The sequence below is a fragment of the Campylobacter concisus genome (assembly GCF_002913225.1).
GTDB lineage: Bacteria > Campylobacterota > Campylobacteria > Campylobacterales > Campylobacteraceae > Campylobacter_A > Campylobacter_A concisus_J.
Map to the genome: position 1 here is coordinate 1 of NZ_PPAW01000023.1, position 15,115 is coordinate 15,115.

Sequence of the window (15,115 nt, forward strand, 5' to 3'; positions counted from 1 at the left end):
GATTGGTTTAAGGTTCAAAGCAAAATAACAAAAAAGTAAAATTTGGAGCGTTTTGTTCTTGTTTTTGTAAAGAAATTTTAAAAAGATTAAATAAAAAAATTAATTTCATACCAAGTTGTGACAAAATTTATGCTCAAAAATCAAAAAAATTTCTTAGATAAATTTGCAAAATTTAATGAAAAATTTGGTCGCAGGGTAAATTTATATATTTTTAAATATAATCACGCTCTGGCACGGTAAGCGGTCGCTTTTGCATCTTGCAAAAGAGGAAAGTCCGAGCTGCGATAAGACAAAGTTCCATCTAACGGATGGCTAGGGAAACCTAAGGGATAGTGTAACAGAAAGCAAACTTCCGCCTTGGCGGTAAAGGTGAAACGGCGGGGTAAGAGCCCACCGGTACGCTTGGTAACTTGCGTGGCCATATAAACCCAACTTGCAGTAAGAAGGGATGGTTTTGGTCTTATATTAAAACCCTTCGCTAGAGCTTGTTTGTAAAAGTAAGCGTAGATAAATGATCGCTCAAGACAGAACTCGGCTTAACGCCGTGCCTTCGCTTAAATTTAGAGTAAATTTCAAGTAGCAAGCAGTTAGTAAATTTAAAAGATTTTCAAGACAAAACCGGCAAATATGCCGTGCCTTGAAAGTTTGAGTTTAGATTAGTTTTTTACGTATTTTTGAGCTTTTTGTAGTTTTGTAAGCTCGTTTTGGATGTGTGAAGATTTAGCTTTAAAAAGCTCTATCGCGCCGCCTATCAAGGCCTTTGCCTCTTCAGCTGCAGCTAAGCTTTTAAACATATCTTCGTTGAAATTTTGTGATAAAACAGCTAGCTTTCTTGTATCTTCGTTTATTAACGCTAGCTTAAATTCATTGATCCAGCTATTCACCTGATGTTACCTCCCTCCATGCTTCTGATAACTGCTTTACGACATTTGTTACTTCATTTAGCGCTGCTATATCATTTTGGATATTTGCCATAGCAAGAAGCTGCATCTGCCTTGTATAAAGGCCGCTAAGGTAGTGAGCCACGTCGCCTTGAGAATAATCAAGCGAGTTTAAAAGCTCGACAAAGATAGCGTTTGCTCTGTTTATATAATAGACCTTTTTCTCTATATCTCCAGCTTCGATCGCTTTTTTGGTGCGAAATATAAATTTCAAAATTCCATCATAAAGCATTTCTATTAATTTAGTCGGGGACTCGATGCCCCCGAAACTCGACTGTGCGTATGCACTATATGCGCTTTGATTCATTTTTCTCTCTTATTTTCTACTGTTTATCTCAGCATCTATCATTGATTTTAGAGTTGAGAACTGATTTTCTAAACTTGCGATGATAGAGTTATACTTGATGAAGCGCTCTTGCATCGTTGTATATTTCTCGTCTAAAAGCTTTTGTGTAGCCTCTTTGTTGTCTGCAATTGATTTGTTTTCATCTCTTAGCTGATTTTGCATAGCAATCATTGTACCATCTTTGCCAACGACACCATCAAGCATTTTGTTAAGTCTTGTAAATAGACCATCTGTCTTTTTAGTTATTGGATTTACAGTTGCTTCGCTCATTCCCAGGCTTGCAAGGGCTGTGCTATTGCCTTTTATCTCTAAACTTTGGCCATCATTTCTCTTTAGGATTATTCTCTTGCCACTTTGATCAAGGCTAGCTGTGACACCATCTATTCCAGCGTCATTTATAGCTTGTTGAAGTTTTAGAGCGTTGTCCTCAGCTGATGAGCCAGCTGCGGTTGAGAAAATAACCGACTTGCCATTTATCGTAAGATCGCCGGCTGCTATGTTTAGAGCTCCGGCGCTAACTGGAGCATTTCCCATGTGAGTTATCGGCTCAGTCTTGTTTGACCCCATGAAAAATCTCTGAATTTCCTCAGGATCTTTGCTAAGAGCAGCGTTAAATTTATTTAGATCAAGCTGAAGCTGACCATCTTTATCAGGCGTTATGCCAAATTTACTTAGCGCTTTGCCTTCGCTATCTTGACCATTTACTAGACGGCCGATGTTTGATCTAAGGCCTGAAATTTCGCTCACGCCTTGGAAGGTGCCGGCGCCTTCTTTCTCATCATAGCTTGTCGCGATGCCAAGGTTCATGGTCATTAAGTTGTAGTCTTTTATAAACTCTTCAACCGCTTTTATGACTTCGTCTGTATTTTGTGAAATGCTAACATTTGTTTTACCAACCTCATTTAGTGTTATAGTAACACCTGGTCTTAGATTATCAAATGTATTTTTATCCCTTTTAACATTTACGCCATTATATGTAAATTCTGCATCTTGTGCTTTTTGAATTCTATTTTTTTCCAAATTTGATGTCATCTTTGGTGAACCATCAGGATTTGTTAATAGTACGCCATTCTCATCTGTGTCTTGAAACTGCGTATCATCCCAGCCAAGCTTGTCTAAAATGCCAGATGTATCGTTTGAAATTTTGATAGTCTGTGTCGCACCAGTTTTGCCTGATTGAAGCATTATTTGATTTGGTTTGTCGCCACCAACATTTAAAATTCTAGCTTGCAACTTGCCGCCACTTACGTCATTTATCTTATCAACGATATCTTGATATGTTGTTGATCTTGTCACGCCGATAGAGAATTTTTGTCCGTCGATCTCAACATCAAATGAGCCAGTGCTTGTTGCGCCCACTATCTCTGAAGCTTTTTTGAAATTTTTGCTTTGAAATGTATCTTTTTGAGCAAGTTTTTGCACGTCGATACTAAAGCTTTGCACGCTAACGCCGTTTGCCGCTGAAGCTGTGACGCTTTTACCGGCGTTATTAGTATTTCTTTTTAGATAAAGTGCCTCGCCGCCAAGTGTTTTGCCACTAACATTTACGTTGCTAACAAGAGTTTTTAGAGCCGCAAGATCCTTTTGCTTAAGCTCATTTTTCTCTAGTCTTGTTGTAAGTGGTTTGATCTGTCCAGCCTCATCAGCCTCTTTTAGTTTCTTGATAAGCTCATCGTTTAGGCCGCTATTTTTTGTACCGATGCCTAAATTTGTTACGTTACCTACTGCCATTTTTAACTCTCCTTGTCAAAAAGTATTCCGATACTTTCTTTGAAATACTCGCTGATTTTTATAGCTTCTTTGCTCGGAAGCTGTGTTATCTCTTCGCCTGTTTTGGCGTCTTTTACTTGCACTACCATTAAATTTAGCTTCTCGTTGTAAGCAAATCTTACATTAGTATCGAGCTGTTGCATCTGATAGTTTAGCCTATCAGTGACCTCTCTTGTTTTTCTAGCAAGATCCTCGTTGCTAAGTCCGTCAAGCTCGTTAGCATCCTTTGATTTGCCGTTTTTATCGGCATTTACTTTGACATCAGAGTGCTCGATAGGTCTGCTGTCAATTTGACGCTGAGCTGACGTGCTCATGTTTGCATCAAGTGTTTGATTTGCTGCTGCTTTGAAAATTTCCATAGTTTTACTCCTTAAAACTTACGCTAGCTCCTACATCGGTAAAATTTTAAATTCCTTTAGTATTTATATAAATTTTTGATTATTTAGGTTAAAATCGAGCAAAATTTATAGGACGGGATATGAAAATTTCATTTGAATGCGACTGCATTTTGCTGCAAAAGACCTTGCTGCTTTTTTGTGGAAATTTAGCCGCTCATCATAAGGATTGTGATTTTGTAGTAAGTGACCGCGAGATCGTCACAAAAAAACCGCTATTTATAATAGGTAAGAACGCTCATCTTTCTCATCCATTCACAAGAGCCACTCTTCTTGATACGCTCGAGGAGTTTTACTCAGCCACGCAAATTTCAAAGGCAAAAGAGCCAGATCAGATAGTAAATGAAAAGAGTTTGGAGCAAAAAGTATCACTCTTAATAGATAAATTTAAAGCTGATCTGCTTGAAATTTTAAGGGCAAATCAGTGAAGCTTTGCACCAAAATTTCAAGTGGTAAATTTAAAGGCAAAAGGCTAGAGCTACCAAGTCTAAGCACGACTAGAAGCACAAAAAGCATCGTAAAAGAGTCCTTTTTTAACGTCATTAGAGATGAAATGTACTCACTTACATTTATAGAGGGCTTTGGCGGAAGCGGCGTGATGGCAAGCGAGGCTGTTAGTAACGGAGCGCGCGAGGCTATCGCTATCGAAAAAGATAGAGCTGCTTTTAAGATCACGCAAAGTAACCTTGCAAGCCTGCAAAGTCCAAATTTAAAAGCGATAAATGGCGACAGCTTTGCACTTTTGCCTGATCTTATAAATTCGCAAAGTGGCAAGGTTTTGCTCTATCTTGATCCACCATTTGACATAAGGACTGGCTTTGATGATATCTACGAAAAACTTGTAAATTTGATCTCGCAGCTAAAAAAAGAGAAAATTTATATGATAGTTTTTGAGCATAACAGCGACTTTAAATTTAATGATGAAATTTCTACATATAAGCTTGTTAAATTTAAAAAATTTGGAGCCACTTCTCTCTCTTATTTTCAGTAAAATTTGGAACATCTTTTGCTTTAAAAACCTAAAATAGCTAAATTTTAGGAAAAAATATGAAAAAAATTTTATCTTTTGTAGCAGCTTCGGTGATAGCTACTTCAGCCTTTGCTACGCAGATAAAAGAGCTTGCAAACATCGTTGGCGTAAGGGATAACCAGCTAATAGGCTATGGTTTAGTCGTCGGACTAAACGGCACAGGGGACGGCTCAACGTCAAAATTTACGATCCAGTCGCTATCAAACATGCTTCAAGGCGTAAATGTCAAGATAAATCCAGATGATATCAAGTCTAAAAACGCAGCCGCTGTTATGGTGACAGCAAAATTGCCTGCATTTGCAAGACATGGCGACAAGCTTGATATCGAGATCTCATCTATCGGCGATGCAAAAAGCTTGCAAGGTGGCACACTTCTTATGACCCCACTAAAAGGCGTTGATGGCGATATCTACGCTTTGGCTCAAGGACCTCTAAGTATCGGTGGCAAGAGTGCAGGAAGAAGTGGTGGTAATCACCCAACAGTTGGCACTATCTTAAATGGCGCCCTTGTGGAGCGCGAGGTCACTTACGATATATACAACCAAGATAGCATAAAACTAAGCCTAAAAGATACAAATTTTAAAACCGCTCTTGATATCCAAAACGCCATAAATGCAAACATTTCAGACGATACTGCAAAGGCGATCGATCCAAGAACGGTTATCGTTAAAAAGCCAGATGATGTTAGCATCATCGAGCTTGCAAGCGCTGTGCTTGATCTTGATGTGGAGTATAAGCCAGATGAGAAGATCGTAGTCGATGAGAGAACTGGCACGATAGTTAGCGGTATAAACGCGGTGGTTAGCCCAGTCGTGATAACTCACGGCGCTATAACTATAAAGATAGAGCCAAACAGCTACGAAGAGGCGGCGCAAAATGATGTAAATATAGGTAGCGACACCTCGGTGGCTCCTAGTCAAAATTTACTTAAAATTTCAGGCGAAAAAACAACCGTTGCAAACGTGACAAGAGCGCTAAACAAACTTGGAGCAACACCAAGTGACATCATCTCGATACTTGAAAATTTAAAACGAGTTGGCGCGATACAAGTCGATCTGGAGATAATATAATGCAAATAGACAACACCCTAGCACTAAATTCATATAGTGACATCTCAGCAAACAAGATAAAAAATGCAAATGCCAAACAAGATGCACTTTTGAAAGAGCAAACTGATGCTTTTGAAGCATTTATGGTAAAAGCTGTTCTTGATATCGCTTTAAAAGAAGATGAGCATAACTCACTCTATCCAAAAGCCGCTGGCAGCGACATTTACAGGTCTATGTATAACGACGCTATGAGCAAAGCTTTGAGTGGAAATTTAGGTTTTTCAGAACTTTTATACGATTTTTTGAAGAGAGACTCTTAAGTAAATTTATATTTTGCCGATGTAGTGATATAAACATTTTATTTTAAGAGGTATGGATATGATAACTCCTTTGAACCAAAGACCAAACTACCAGGCAAATACGCTAAATAAAAATAGCGATGCTAGAGTTGAAAATGAAAACAAAGAAGTAAAAACAAACGAAAACGCAAGAGTAAAAGAGATAGCTGATGCAATAGCAAATGGCACCTATCAGGTAGATATCTCTAAAACAGCAAAAGCTGTGGCTGATGCGTTGCTATAAATTTAAAGGAATTTAAATGATAAAGAAGCTTTTGGACGAGGCCATAGGCGAGCTAGATGAGCTTATAAATTTAACGATGCAAGATATCGCCAATATAAAAGAGGCGAAGCACTCAAGCGTTGATGAGAGTGTGAAGAAGAAAAATGCTCTCGTGCGCGCTTTTGAAGATACCAAAAGAGCTTTGGATAAAGAGCTACTAAGAGTTTCAAAAGAGAGTGGCACTACGACACTTGCAAACGTTTTAGATGATGAAGTGAAGTCAAAGCTAGTGCTTATGCGTTCAAAGCTTGAAATTTTGCATAAAGTAAATAAAGAATATGCAAGACACGTCGTTGTTGTTAAGGAGTTTTTCGACTCGCTTAGCAAAAAAGTCTTTGGCACTCAGACTAATGAATACGGCCAAGACGGCAGCGGCACAGATAATAATTTTTACAAATCAAGGGTTTAAAAAATGGCTAATATCTTTATGTCATTAGGCACAGGCGTTTCAGGGCTAAATGCAGCCCAAGTGCAAATAAGCACAACTGGAAACAACATCACAAACGCCGATAGCAACTACTACACAAGGCAGCGTGTAGTGCAGTCTGCGTCTCCAGCGATGAACACAGTCCCTGGCGGCGTTGGCACAGGTACGCAAGTAGATACCGTGACAAGGCTTCACGATGAGTTTGCCTATTCAAGACTAAAATATTCATCATCAAATTTAGAAAATACAGGCTATAAACAGAGAATTTTACAAGAGGCGACAAAATACTTTCCAGATCTAAAAGATAACGGCATGGTAAAAGATATACAGGAGTATTTTGCTGCGTGGAACAACTTTGCTTCGAACCCAGACGAGGGCGCTCAAAAGGTAAATTTGATAAATAAAGCTAGCGTTTTAACAGCTAGCATCAACCGCTCATCAAAGATGCTTTATGATATGCATACTCAGATAGATGAGACTATAAAGATAAATATAAACGAGATAAACTCACTTGGCAAGCAAATAGCAAATATCAATAAGCAAATTCAAAGAGTTGAATCAGGCGCAGACGCTGGCATCAAGATAAATGCAAACGACCTTCGCGACAAGCGCGATGAGCTAGAGCTTGCTATGTCAAAGCTAGTAAATACAGCTGTTTATAAAAGCGATCTAAAAAGCGAGTCAAGGATAGATACAGGCATAAGCGATCAAGGAAGATACTACAACCTAAATATCGGCGGTGTGAGCATCGTTGATGGCGTAAATTTTCATGAAATTTCTATGAGCTCAACCGAGAGTGGGCAATACACAAAAATTTATTATGAAAGAGAAGATGGCAGACGCATCCCTATGGAGGAGAAGATCACAAATGGCAAGATAGGCGCTGCGCTTGATCTTAGAGGCCGCAACTACGAGCCAGATAATGATAAATTTAGCGATGGTATCATCCAAAAATATATCGACAATCTAAATACATTTTCAAAAACTTTAATAACTAGCACAAACAACGTCTATGCCGAGTCTGCTGTTGAAATTTCAAACTCAGATCCGATCAGCTATCTAGAAAACGAAAAGACGCTGATGAACCATGACAACAGCATAAGAAATGGCAGCTTTGAAGCCATAGTTTATGACAACAAAGGCAATGTCGTAGCTAAAAAGACTATCGAGATAAACGGCACTACGACGATGAATGATACAAAATACGGCAACTCTGTTGTGCAGGATTTTAACTCAAATTCAGACGATAATAACGACAACAACATGTTAAATGACGTCGATGACTTCTTTGAAGCGTCGTATTTTTATGATAAAAATACGCATCAAGGCACATTTGCGCTCATACCAAAGCAAGCTCAAGGGCTTTATAGTATATCAATAGTCGATCATGGTACAAATTTCCCAGGCGTTGTTGGCATCAATAGATTTTTTTCTGGCACAAACTCAAACACAATAGGCATCAATCAAAATTTCACTCAGGATCACACAAAGCTTCGTGCCTACTCAAAGCCAGTTGTCGGAAACAACGAAGTTGCAAACAAGATGATTCAGCTTCAGTACCAAAAGCAGACATTTTACTCAAGTGGCACTGCGCTTGACAGAGATGAGACGATTGAGGGATATTATCGTTATTTTACGACCGATATGGCGAGCGATACCGAGGCGAACAACACTATCCACGACACAAATACATCTTTACAAAGGACTGCTGAAGAGGAATTTCAATCAACAAGCGGTGTAGATACCAACGAAGAGCTTACAAACTTAATCCGCTTTCAAGCAAGCTACGGTGCAGCTGCAAAGATCATCACGACAGTTGATCAGATGCTTGATACCCTTCTTTCACTAAAACAATGAGCGAACTAAAGAGTCTTTTAGACTCGCACGTACTTAGTAAAAATACAAATTCGGGGCTATTTGACGCCCCAGATCCACTTCAAGTAGCTACTAAATTTAAAGAACCAAATATAGCACTCATTTGCGCGTTATTTGCCTATGGCAACGCAAAAATGATAGTAAAATTTCTAAATTCGCTTGATTTTAGCTTGCTTGATGAGAGTGAGAAAAATATCAAGAAAAATTTATCAAATTTTAAATACCGCTTTCAAAATGAAAACGACGTAAAAGAAATTTTCATCACACTTTCACGCCTGAAAAAAGAGGGCAGCATAGAGGAAATTTTGCGCCAAGGTCAAGCAAAAAATGGTGAGATGATAGAAGCAGTAAATGAGCTTATTAAATTTATATATGGGCTAAATCCTTACCGCTCAGACGGATATGAATTTTTCTTTGGTAAGAGCTTTAGTAAAGAGCCTCAAAGCCCATATAAACGCTATAACATGTATCTTCGCTGGATGGTGCGAGATAGCGACATCGACCTTGGATTATTTAAAAATTTGCCAAAAGATAGGCTTTTGATGCCACTTGATGTGCATACGCATAGGGTTTCATTAAATTTAGGGCTTATAAATAGAAAGAGCTACGACTTCAAAGCGGTCATGGATCTTACAAAAAAACTTAGAGAATTTGACAAGCTTGACCCGATAAAATACGACTTTGCGCTTTACAGGATAGGGCAGAGCAAAGAGCTAGAAACTATCGTAAAAAATCTCAAAAAATAAAAATTATTGCTAAATTTTTAAATTTTAGATAGACTTCACCTACAATTTTATCCATAAGGAGCTTGTATGAAAAAAATCGTTTTACTAAGTGCAGTTCTAGGAACTTTGCTTTTTGCTCACGAGGGTCATCACTTTGATCCAAAAGCTGGAGAGCATCTTGTGATCCCAGTTAATGAGCTAAGCGAAAAGGGCGATAAGAGTGTTGGCGAAGTAGTAGCTGTTAAGACAAACTACGGCGTTGCGTTTTTTCCAAATTTAAAAGGTCTTCCTGCAGGACTTCACGGCTTTCACGTTCACCAAAATGCTGATTGTGGAGCGACTGAGAAAGGTCTTGGTATGAAAGCGGGCGGTCACTGGGATCCAGCTGAAACAAAGATGCACTCATTCGCATGGGACGATAAGGGTCACAAAGGCGATCTACCAGCACTTTACGTAGATGCCGAAGGCAATGCAAACTACCCAGTTCTAGCTCCAAAGATAAAAAATCTTGACGAGCTAAAAGGTCACTCGCTAATGGTTCACGTCGGTGGCGATAACCACAGTGACCAACCAAAAGCACTTGGCGGCGGCGGCGCTAGAATGCTTTGCGGCGTTATTAAGTAATAAAGCCCCCACAAAAAGCCTTTAAATTTAATGTTTAAAGGCTTTTTAAAATTTCTCGCTCAAATTTAACTCCCATTTCTAAGATGAAATTTCAAAACTTTAAACTACAATCCGCTTTTTAACTTAAATTTACAAAGAGTAAAAATGGAATTTGACCTACTTAGCTACGTCGTCTTTTTTGTGGCTGCATTTTTGGGTGGTTTTATCGATGCGATCGCAGGAGGCGGCGGACTGATCACTCTGCCAGCTATCATGGCTATGGGCGTGCCACCTCATCTTGCCCTTGGCACAAACAAGCTTCAAGGCGTCTTTGGCAGCTTCACGGCAACGCTAAATTTCACTAAAAAAGGGCTGATTGACTATAAAGAGTGCTTTGTTGGCATAGTTTTTACATTTATTGGAGCCATCATCGGCGCAACGCTCATCTTATTTTTAAATGCAAATTTCTTAAAAATAATCATCCCATTTTTGCTAATCGCCATCTTCATCTACACGCTTTTTATGCCAAAAATAGGCGAGAGCGACAGGGCTGCAAAGATGAATGAGAGGCTTTTTTATGTCGTTTTTGGACTAATTCTTGGCTTTTATGATGGCTTTTTTGGCCCAGGAGCAGGCTCGTTTTGGATGTTTGCGATGGTGGCTTTAATTGGGCTAAATTTAAAAAAGGCGGTCGCTCACACAAAGGCTTTAAATTTCACCAGCAACATCGTAGCACTTGGCGTTTTTATAGCCGGCGGGCAGATACTTTGGCTAGTTGGCTTTTTGATGGCTGTGGGGCAAATTTTAGGAGCATATTTTGGCTCAAATTTAGTCATCAAAAAAGAGGTTAAATTTATTAGAACGATGTTTTTGATAGTTGTCGCAGCGACCATTTGCAAACTACTTTTTGACTACTTCAAAGCTTAAAATTAAAAATGTTTTAACAATAATTTTGTTACAATCACGCAAAATTCTAAATCTAAGGTAAATCAATGAAAGATTTGTTTCTATTCTCAAATTTGCTAAACCATTCACATGCCTTTGTCTATGCGTTTCACTTTTGCCTTGTAGCTTTGATCATCCTCATCGTTGCTTACATTGCAAGGAGTAAAATGCAACTTGTGCCAAGAGGCCTTCAAAACATAGTTGAGGCTTATTTGGAGGGCGTTATCTCTATGGGTAAAGATACTTTAGGCAGCGAAAAGCTAGCTAGAAAATACCTCCCACTTGTCGCAACTATCGGCTTTATCGTATTTTTCTCAAACGTCATCGGCATCATCCCTGGCTTTGAGTCACCAAGCTCAAGCTTAAATTTAACCCTAGTTTTGGCTTTGGTTGTATTTATTTACTATAACTTTGAGGGCATTAGAGAAAATGGCTTTTTCAAATACTTTGGACACTTTATGGGGCCAAATAAATTTCTAGCTCCTATTATGTTTCCAGTCGAAGTCATCTCACATCTTTCACGTGTAGTTTCGCTATCTTTCCGTCTTTTTGGTAACATTAAGGGCGATGACTTGTTCTTGCTTGCGATGCTTACACTTGCACCTTGGTTTGCTCCACTTCCAGCCTTTGCACTTCTAACACTTATGGCTGTTTTGCAAACATTTATCTTCATGATGCTAACTTACGTTTATCTAGCTGGTGCAGTCGCTATTAGCGAACACGAGCATTAAAATTTAAAGCCATATTTTTATATGGCTTTTCTCTTTTAAATTTATTCTCCAAAAATATTTTTAACCTATATAAATATATCACCAAAGCTCCCCTTTAGATATTTTAAAAGAAAGTATCGCTAAAATACGCACTAAAAATTTGCATAAATTTAAAGGTAAAAATATGTTTGAAGTCGTTATCGGTTTAGAAGTTCATACTCAGCTTAATACAAAAACTAAAATTTTCTGCTCTTGCTCGACTAGCTTTGGCGACGAGGCAAATACCCACGTTTGTCCGACCTGCCTAGCTCTGCCTGGGGCGCTACCTGTGCTAAACAAAGAGGCTGTCAAAAAGGCGATCAGCTTTGGCACAGCGATAAACTCTAAGATAAATAAAAAATCAGTCTTTAATAGAAAAAACTACTTCTATCCAGACCTTCCAAAGGCATATCAAATTTCACAGTTTGAGATACCTATCGTAGAAGGCGGCGAGCTCATCATCGACGTAAATGGCACTAAAAAGCGTATCGGCGTAACTAGAGCGCACCTTGAAGAGGACGCTGGCAAGAATATCCACGAAGAAAACGAGAGTTTGGTCGATCTAAATAGAGCTGGCACGCCGCTTCTTGAGATAGTTAGCGAGCCAGACCTTAGAAGTAGCGACGAGGCGGTGGCTTATCTTAAAAAACTACACTCGATCCTTCGCTTTTTAAACATCAGCGACGCAAATATGCAAGAAGGTAGCTTTCGCTGCGACGCAAACGTCTCTATCCGCCCAAAAGGCGACACCAAGCTTTACACAAGGGTTGAGATAAAAAACCTAAACTCATTTAAATTTATCCAAAAAGCGATCGACTACGAGGTAGAGCGCCAAAGTGCAGCTTGGGAAGATGGCAAATATGACGAAGAAGTCTATCAAGAGACGAGGCTGTTTGACACGACAAATTTAGTAACAAGATCTATGCGTGGCAAAGAGGATAGCGCGGAGTATAGGTATTTTCCTGACCCTGACTTGCTGCCTGTTGAGGTGTCAGGAGAGATGTATAACGAAGCGATCAAAATTCCAGAGCTTGCCGAGCAAAAGGTTGCAAGATATGTTAGTGAGCTAGGAGTAAAAGAGAGTGATGCGCTAAATTTAACTCAAAGCGTTGAGATGGCTAGATATTTTGAAGAGCTGATCGCCGCTGGAATTCAGCCAAAGCTTGCTACTACATGGCTCATAGTCGAGCTTCTTGGTCGTTTAAATAACGGCATGACGATCGAGACAAGCCCAGTTAGCAGCGCTAAGATGATAAATTTACTAAAACGCATAGAAGATGGCACGATAAGCGGCAAGGCTGCAAAAGAGGTGCTAGACTATCTAATGGAGCATGACGCAGACGTTGATAGCGTCATCGAAAAGCTTGGCTTAAAACAAGTGAGCGACGACTCAGCGATCATCGCGATCATAGATCAAATTTTAGCTGCGAACGCCGACAAAGTCGAAGAGTATAAAAATGGCAAAGATAAGATGTTTGGCTTCTTTGTCGGTCAGGTAATGAAAGAGGGTAAGGGTGCCTTTAACCCAGGCAAGGTCAATGAGCTTTTAAAGGCCAAAATAGGCTAAAAAAGGGCTAAAATGAGCATAGCAGTCATCGGAGCTGGTAAGTGGGGCAGTGCGCTTTTTCACGCATTTAGTGAAAATAACGAGTGCGTCATCAGCTCAAGAACGCCAAGAGAGATGCCAAATTTTGTAAGCTTGGATGAAGCTTTGGAGTGCGAATATCTAGTCTGCACGATCCCAACGCAAGCTACAAATTTATGGCTAAAGCAAAACTACAAAAACAAAGATCAAAAGATCCTAGTCGCCAGCAAGGGCATAGACACGGCAAATCTCAAATTTCTAAATGAAATTTATGAAGACTTTGTTGATAGAGAAAATTTGGCCTTTCTCTCAGGGCCGACCTTTGCAAAAGAGATCATGCAAAAGCTGCCTTGCGCCTTGGTGGTAAATTCTAAAAATCAAAATTTAGCTTTAAAATTTGCCTCATTTTTCCCAAGCTATATGAAAGCCTACACTTCTGATGATGTGATCGGCGCTGAGGTGTGCGGAGCTTATAAAAACGTGATCGCCATAGCTGGTGGTATCTGCGACGGACTTGGTCTTGGCAACAACGCAAGGGCGAGCCTCATTTCACGTGGGCTTGTCGAGATGGCTAGATTTGGCAAATTTTTTGGTGCAAAAGATGAGACATTTATGGGGCTTAGCGGCGCAGGAGATCTTTTCTTGACCGCTTCATCGATACTTTCACGCAACTACCGCGTAGGTCTTGGTATCGCAAGGCACGAGAGACTAGAGAAAATTTTAAATGAGCTTGGCGAGGTGGCAGAGGGCGTCGATACTGCAAGGGCTATTAGCAAGATCGCTAAAGAAAAGGGCATATATGTGCCCATAGCCAGTGAGGTTGAAAATATGCTAAATGGTAAAGACGTTTTTGAGAGCGTAAAATCGCTTTTGGGAAGAAGATGAGAGCTTTTAAATTTATACTTTTTATGGCTATTTTTGCTTTGGGGTTAAACGGCGCTGAGGTGAGCCTAAGAGCCAAGGTCTCGCAGATGATAATGGTTGGCTTTAACGGAGCTAGCACAAAAGACGCTGCGTTTCGCGCGATGTTAAGCGACGCTGGATACGAGAGATTTGGCGGTGTGATGCTACTTGGCAGAAATGTCACCAACAAAGCCCAGCTAAAAGCTAGTATAAAGGCGATCAAAGAGAAAAGTCCTAAAATTTTTATCGCCATTGACGAAGAGGGCGGTAATGTAAGCCGCATGAAGGACAAGAGCTTTGACGGTCCATATCCTAGCGCATACGAGGTCGCAAGCACGCTTGATATCAAAAGCGCATACGATCTCTACTCAAAAATGGCTATAAATTTAAAGGAGTGCGGCATAAATTTAAATTTCGCTCCAGTTGTCGATCTACACGATGAAAACTCGCCGATCATCGCTGCTAAGCAAAGGGCGTTTAGCGAGTATGCGAGCAAGGTTGTGATCTATGCCGATGCTTTTATGGACGCATTTAAAGAGCAGGGCATCCTAACGACACTTAAGCACTTCCCAGGGCATGGTAGCTCAAAGGAGGACTCACATAAAAATAAGAGCGAGGTCACGCTAAGTAAAGACGCGCTACTACCATACAAAGACGCTATAAGCACTGGTAGAGCGCAGATCATCATGGTCGGACACCTTTTTGTAAAGGGCATCGACGAGGATAATCCAGCCACACTTTCTAAAAAAATAATAACCGATCTGCTTCGCAATGAGCTTAAATTTAATGGTGTGGTTATCAGCGATGATATGCTGATGAAAGGCGTTGGTGACGAAGCTTTAGCACAAAAAGTGGTGAAATTTATAAACGCTGGTGGCGATATTTTGCTCTTTAGCGAGTTTAAGATAAATAACCAAAGAACGGCCGATCTAATCACTCAAATCATAATTGACGCCGTAAATGAGAAAAAGATCAGCAAAGAGCGGATAGACGCTTCATATAAGAGAATAATGGCTCTAAAAGCGAAGCTGTAAATTTGAAAATATAAATTTAGAGTATTAAATTTCTGCTAAGTTCATTTCTCTCTGGATAAAAGTATAAAATGGTTATATGAATAATTAAAATATTTTTTTATATAGTTATGTTTTTAA

18 protein-coding genes and 1 other RNA gene are annotated in these 15,115 nt (G+C 39.7%); 15 read left to right on the forward strand and 4 right to left on the reverse strand.

Translation table 11 applies throughout. The features are described 5' to 3' along the window. Window positions 1–228: 228 nt before the first annotated feature. Window positions 229–555: RNase P RNA component class A (rnpB, locus tag CYP26_RS05235), an RNA gene on the forward strand. A gap of 101 nt (window positions 556–656) precedes the next feature. Here the strand turns inward: rnpB and CYP26_RS05240 are convergent. Genes CYP26_RS05240 through CYP26_RS05255 form a run of 4 tightly spaced genes read right to left on the reverse strand, consistent with a single transcriptional unit; the run spans window position 657 to window position 3,416 of the window. Then, window positions 657–884 carry a hypothetical protein gene (locus CYP26_RS05240; RefSeq protein ID WP_103630651.1) on the reverse strand — a complete coding sequence of 76 codons (228 nt, stop codon included), beginning with the start codon at window positions 882–884 and terminating at the stop codon, window positions 657–659. Further along, window positions 877–1,248 (reverse strand): flagellar export chaperone FliS, encoded by a 372-nt coding sequence (fliS, locus tag CYP26_RS05245; protein ID WP_035143745.1) that lies wholly within the window; start codon window positions 1,246–1,248, stop codon window positions 877–879. Before fliS ends, CYP26_RS05240 begins: the two co-directional genes overlap by 8 nt. Window positions 1,249–1,257: 9 nt before the next feature. Then, a complete protein-coding gene (gene fliD / locus CYP26_RS05250) occupies window positions 1,258–3,018 on the reverse strand; it encodes a flagellar filament capping protein FliD (RefSeq protein ID WP_103630652.1) in 1,761 nt (586 codons plus the stop codon). A gap of 2 nt (window positions 3,019–3,020) precedes the next feature. Next, the gene (locus CYP26_RS05255; protein ID WP_021089781.1) at window positions 3,021–3,416 is read right to left on the reverse strand and encodes a FlaG family protein; all 396 of its coding nucleotides are present in this window, start codon (window positions 3,414–3,416) and stop codon (window positions 3,021–3,023) included. Between the two features lie 119 nt (window positions 3,417–3,535). Here CYP26_RS05255 and CYP26_RS05260 point away from each other — a divergent pair, with 119 nt between their 5' ends. From CYP26_RS05260 to CYP26_RS05325, 14 genes are all read left to right on the forward strand, one after another. Then, a complete protein-coding gene (locus CYP26_RS05260; protein WP_012001654.1) occupies window positions 3,536–3,880 on the forward strand; it encodes a hypothetical protein in 345 nt (114 codons plus the stop codon). Continuing rightward, window positions 3,877–4,443: a 16S rRNA (guanine(966)-N(2))-methyltransferase RsmD gene (gene rsmD / locus CYP26_RS05265; protein ID WP_103630653.1), complete on the forward strand. Its 567-nt coding sequence runs from the start codon at window positions 3,877–3,879 to the stop codon at window positions 4,441–4,443. The genes CYP26_RS05260 and rsmD overlap by 4 nt, the downstream gene beginning before the upstream one ends. Window positions 4,444–4,499: 56 nt before the next feature. Next, window positions 4,500–5,552 (forward strand): flagellar basal body P-ring protein FlgI, encoded by a 1,053-nt coding sequence (locus CYP26_RS05270; RefSeq protein ID WP_009293749.1) that lies wholly within the window; start codon window positions 4,500–4,502, stop codon window positions 5,550–5,552. Continuing rightward, entirely contained in the window at window positions 5,552–5,851 is a 300-nt protein-coding gene (locus CYP26_RS05275) for a rod-binding protein (protein ID WP_103558155.1), read from the forward strand. The genes CYP26_RS05270 and CYP26_RS05275 overlap by 1 nt, the downstream gene beginning before the upstream one ends. Before the next feature lie 58 nt (window positions 5,852–5,909). Beyond that, window positions 5,910–6,113 carry a flagellar biosynthesis anti-sigma factor FlgM gene (locus tag CYP26_RS05280; protein WP_035142326.1) on the forward strand — a complete coding sequence of 68 codons (204 nt, stop codon included), beginning with the start codon at window positions 5,910–5,912 and terminating at the stop codon, window positions 6,111–6,113. 16 nt (window positions 6,114–6,129) lie between these two features. Next, window positions 6,130–6,561 (forward strand): flagellar export chaperone FlgN, encoded by a 432-nt coding sequence (locus CYP26_RS05285; RefSeq protein ID WP_012001657.1) that lies wholly within the window; start codon window positions 6,130–6,132, stop codon window positions 6,559–6,561. Between the two features lie 3 nt (window positions 6,562–6,564). Next, window positions 6,565–8,436: a flagellar hook-associated protein FlgK gene (flgK, locus tag CYP26_RS05290; RefSeq protein WP_103630654.1), complete on the forward strand. Its 1,872-nt coding sequence runs from the start codon at window positions 6,565–6,567 to the stop codon at window positions 8,434–8,436. After that, window positions 8,433–9,200, forward strand: a complete 768-nt coding sequence (locus CYP26_RS05295) for a TIGR02757 family protein (protein ID WP_103630655.1) — start codon at window positions 8,433–8,435, stop codon at window positions 9,198–9,200. The genes flgK and CYP26_RS05295 overlap by 4 nt, the downstream gene beginning before the upstream one ends. Before the next feature lie 66 nt (window positions 9,201–9,266). Continuing rightward, complete coding sequence (locus CYP26_RS05300; protein ID WP_002942317.1) at window positions 9,267–9,803, forward strand: superoxide dismutase family protein; 537 nt, start codon at window positions 9,267–9,269, stop codon at window positions 9,801–9,803. A 144-nt stretch (window positions 9,804–9,947) separates the two neighbouring features. Beyond that, window positions 9,948–10,709, forward strand: a complete 762-nt coding sequence (locus tag CYP26_RS05305) for a TSUP family transporter (RefSeq protein WP_103630656.1) — start codon at window positions 9,948–9,950, stop codon at window positions 10,707–10,709. A gap of 65 nt (window positions 10,710–10,774) precedes the next feature. Then, window positions 10,775–11,458 carry a F0F1 ATP synthase subunit A gene (locus tag CYP26_RS05310; protein ID WP_002942300.1) on the forward strand — a complete coding sequence of 228 codons (684 nt, stop codon included), beginning with the start codon at window positions 10,775–10,777 and terminating at the stop codon, window positions 11,456–11,458. A 163-nt stretch (window positions 11,459–11,621) separates the two neighbouring features. After that, window positions 11,622–13,043 (forward strand): Asp-tRNA(Asn)/Glu-tRNA(Gln) amidotransferase subunit GatB, encoded by a 1,422-nt coding sequence (gatB, locus tag CYP26_RS05315; protein WP_103630657.1) that lies wholly within the window; start codon window positions 11,622–11,624, stop codon window positions 13,041–13,043. Window positions 13,044–13,055: 12 nt separating this feature from the next. Next, the gene (locus CYP26_RS05320; protein WP_103630658.1) at window positions 13,056–13,946 is read left to right on the forward strand and encodes an NAD(P)H-dependent glycerol-3-phosphate dehydrogenase; all 891 of its coding nucleotides are present in this window, start codon (window positions 13,056–13,058) and stop codon (window positions 13,944–13,946) included. Continuing rightward, complete coding sequence (locus CYP26_RS05325) at window positions 13,943–14,998, forward strand: glycoside hydrolase family 3 N-terminal domain-containing protein (protein WP_103630659.1); 1,056 nt, start codon at window positions 13,943–13,945, stop codon at window positions 14,996–14,998. The genes CYP26_RS05320 and CYP26_RS05325 overlap by 4 nt, the downstream gene beginning before the upstream one ends. The last annotated feature ends 117 nt before the right edge of the window (window positions 14,999–15,115 follow it).

Excerpts from the sequence above, each read along its gene's own strand:
- fliS (WP_035143745.1), bottom strand. The coding sequence starts at position 1,248 with ATGAATCAAAGCGCATATAGTGCATACGCACAGTCGAGTTTCGGGGGC.
- fliD (WP_103630652.1), bottom strand. The coding sequence starts at position 3,018 with ATGGCAGTAGGTAACGTAACAAATTTAGGCATCGGTACAAAAAATAGC.
- CYP26_RS05255 (WP_021089781.1), bottom strand. The coding sequence starts at position 3,416 with ATGGAAATTTTCAAAGCAGCAGCAAATCAAACACTTGATGCAAACATG.
- CYP26_RS05260 (WP_012001654.1), top strand. The coding sequence starts at position 3,536 with ATGAAAATTTCATTTGAATGCGACTGCATTTTGCTGCAAAAGACCTTG.
- CYP26_RS05270 (WP_009293749.1), top strand. The coding sequence starts at position 4,500 with ATGAAAAAAATTTTATCTTTTGTAGCAGCTTCGGTGATAGCTACTTCA.
- CYP26_RS05275 (WP_103558155.1), top strand. The coding sequence starts at position 5,552 with ATGCAAATAGACAACACCCTAGCACTAAATTCATATAGTGACATCTCA.
- CYP26_RS05280 (WP_035142326.1), top strand. The coding sequence starts at position 5,910 with ATGATAACTCCTTTGAACCAAAGACCAAACTACCAGGCAAATACGCTA.
- CYP26_RS05285 (WP_012001657.1), top strand. The coding sequence starts at position 6,130 with ATGATAAAGAAGCTTTTGGACGAGGCCATAGGCGAGCTAGATGAGCTT.
- flgK (WP_103630654.1), top strand. The coding sequence starts at position 6,565 with ATGGCTAATATCTTTATGTCATTAGGCACAGGCGTTTCAGGGCTAAAT.
- CYP26_RS05295 (WP_103630655.1), top strand. The coding sequence starts at position 8,433 with ATGAGCGAACTAAAGAGTCTTTTAGACTCGCACGTACTTAGTAAAAAT.
- CYP26_RS05300 (WP_002942317.1), top strand. The coding sequence starts at position 9,267 with ATGAAAAAAATCGTTTTACTAAGTGCAGTTCTAGGAACTTTGCTTTTT.
- CYP26_RS05305 (WP_103630656.1), top strand. The coding sequence starts at position 9,948 with ATGGAATTTGACCTACTTAGCTACGTCGTCTTTTTTGTGGCTGCATTT.
- CYP26_RS05310 (WP_002942300.1), top strand. The coding sequence starts at position 10,775 with ATGAAAGATTTGTTTCTATTCTCAAATTTGCTAAACCATTCACATGCC.
- gatB (WP_103630657.1), top strand. The coding sequence starts at position 11,622 with ATGTTTGAAGTCGTTATCGGTTTAGAAGTTCATACTCAGCTTAATACA.
- CYP26_RS05320 (WP_103630658.1), top strand. The coding sequence starts at position 13,056 with ATGAGCATAGCAGTCATCGGAGCTGGTAAGTGGGGCAGTGCGCTTTTT.
- CYP26_RS05325 (WP_103630659.1), top strand. The coding sequence starts at position 13,943 with ATGAGAGCTTTTAAATTTATACTTTTTATGGCTATTTTTGCTTTGGGG.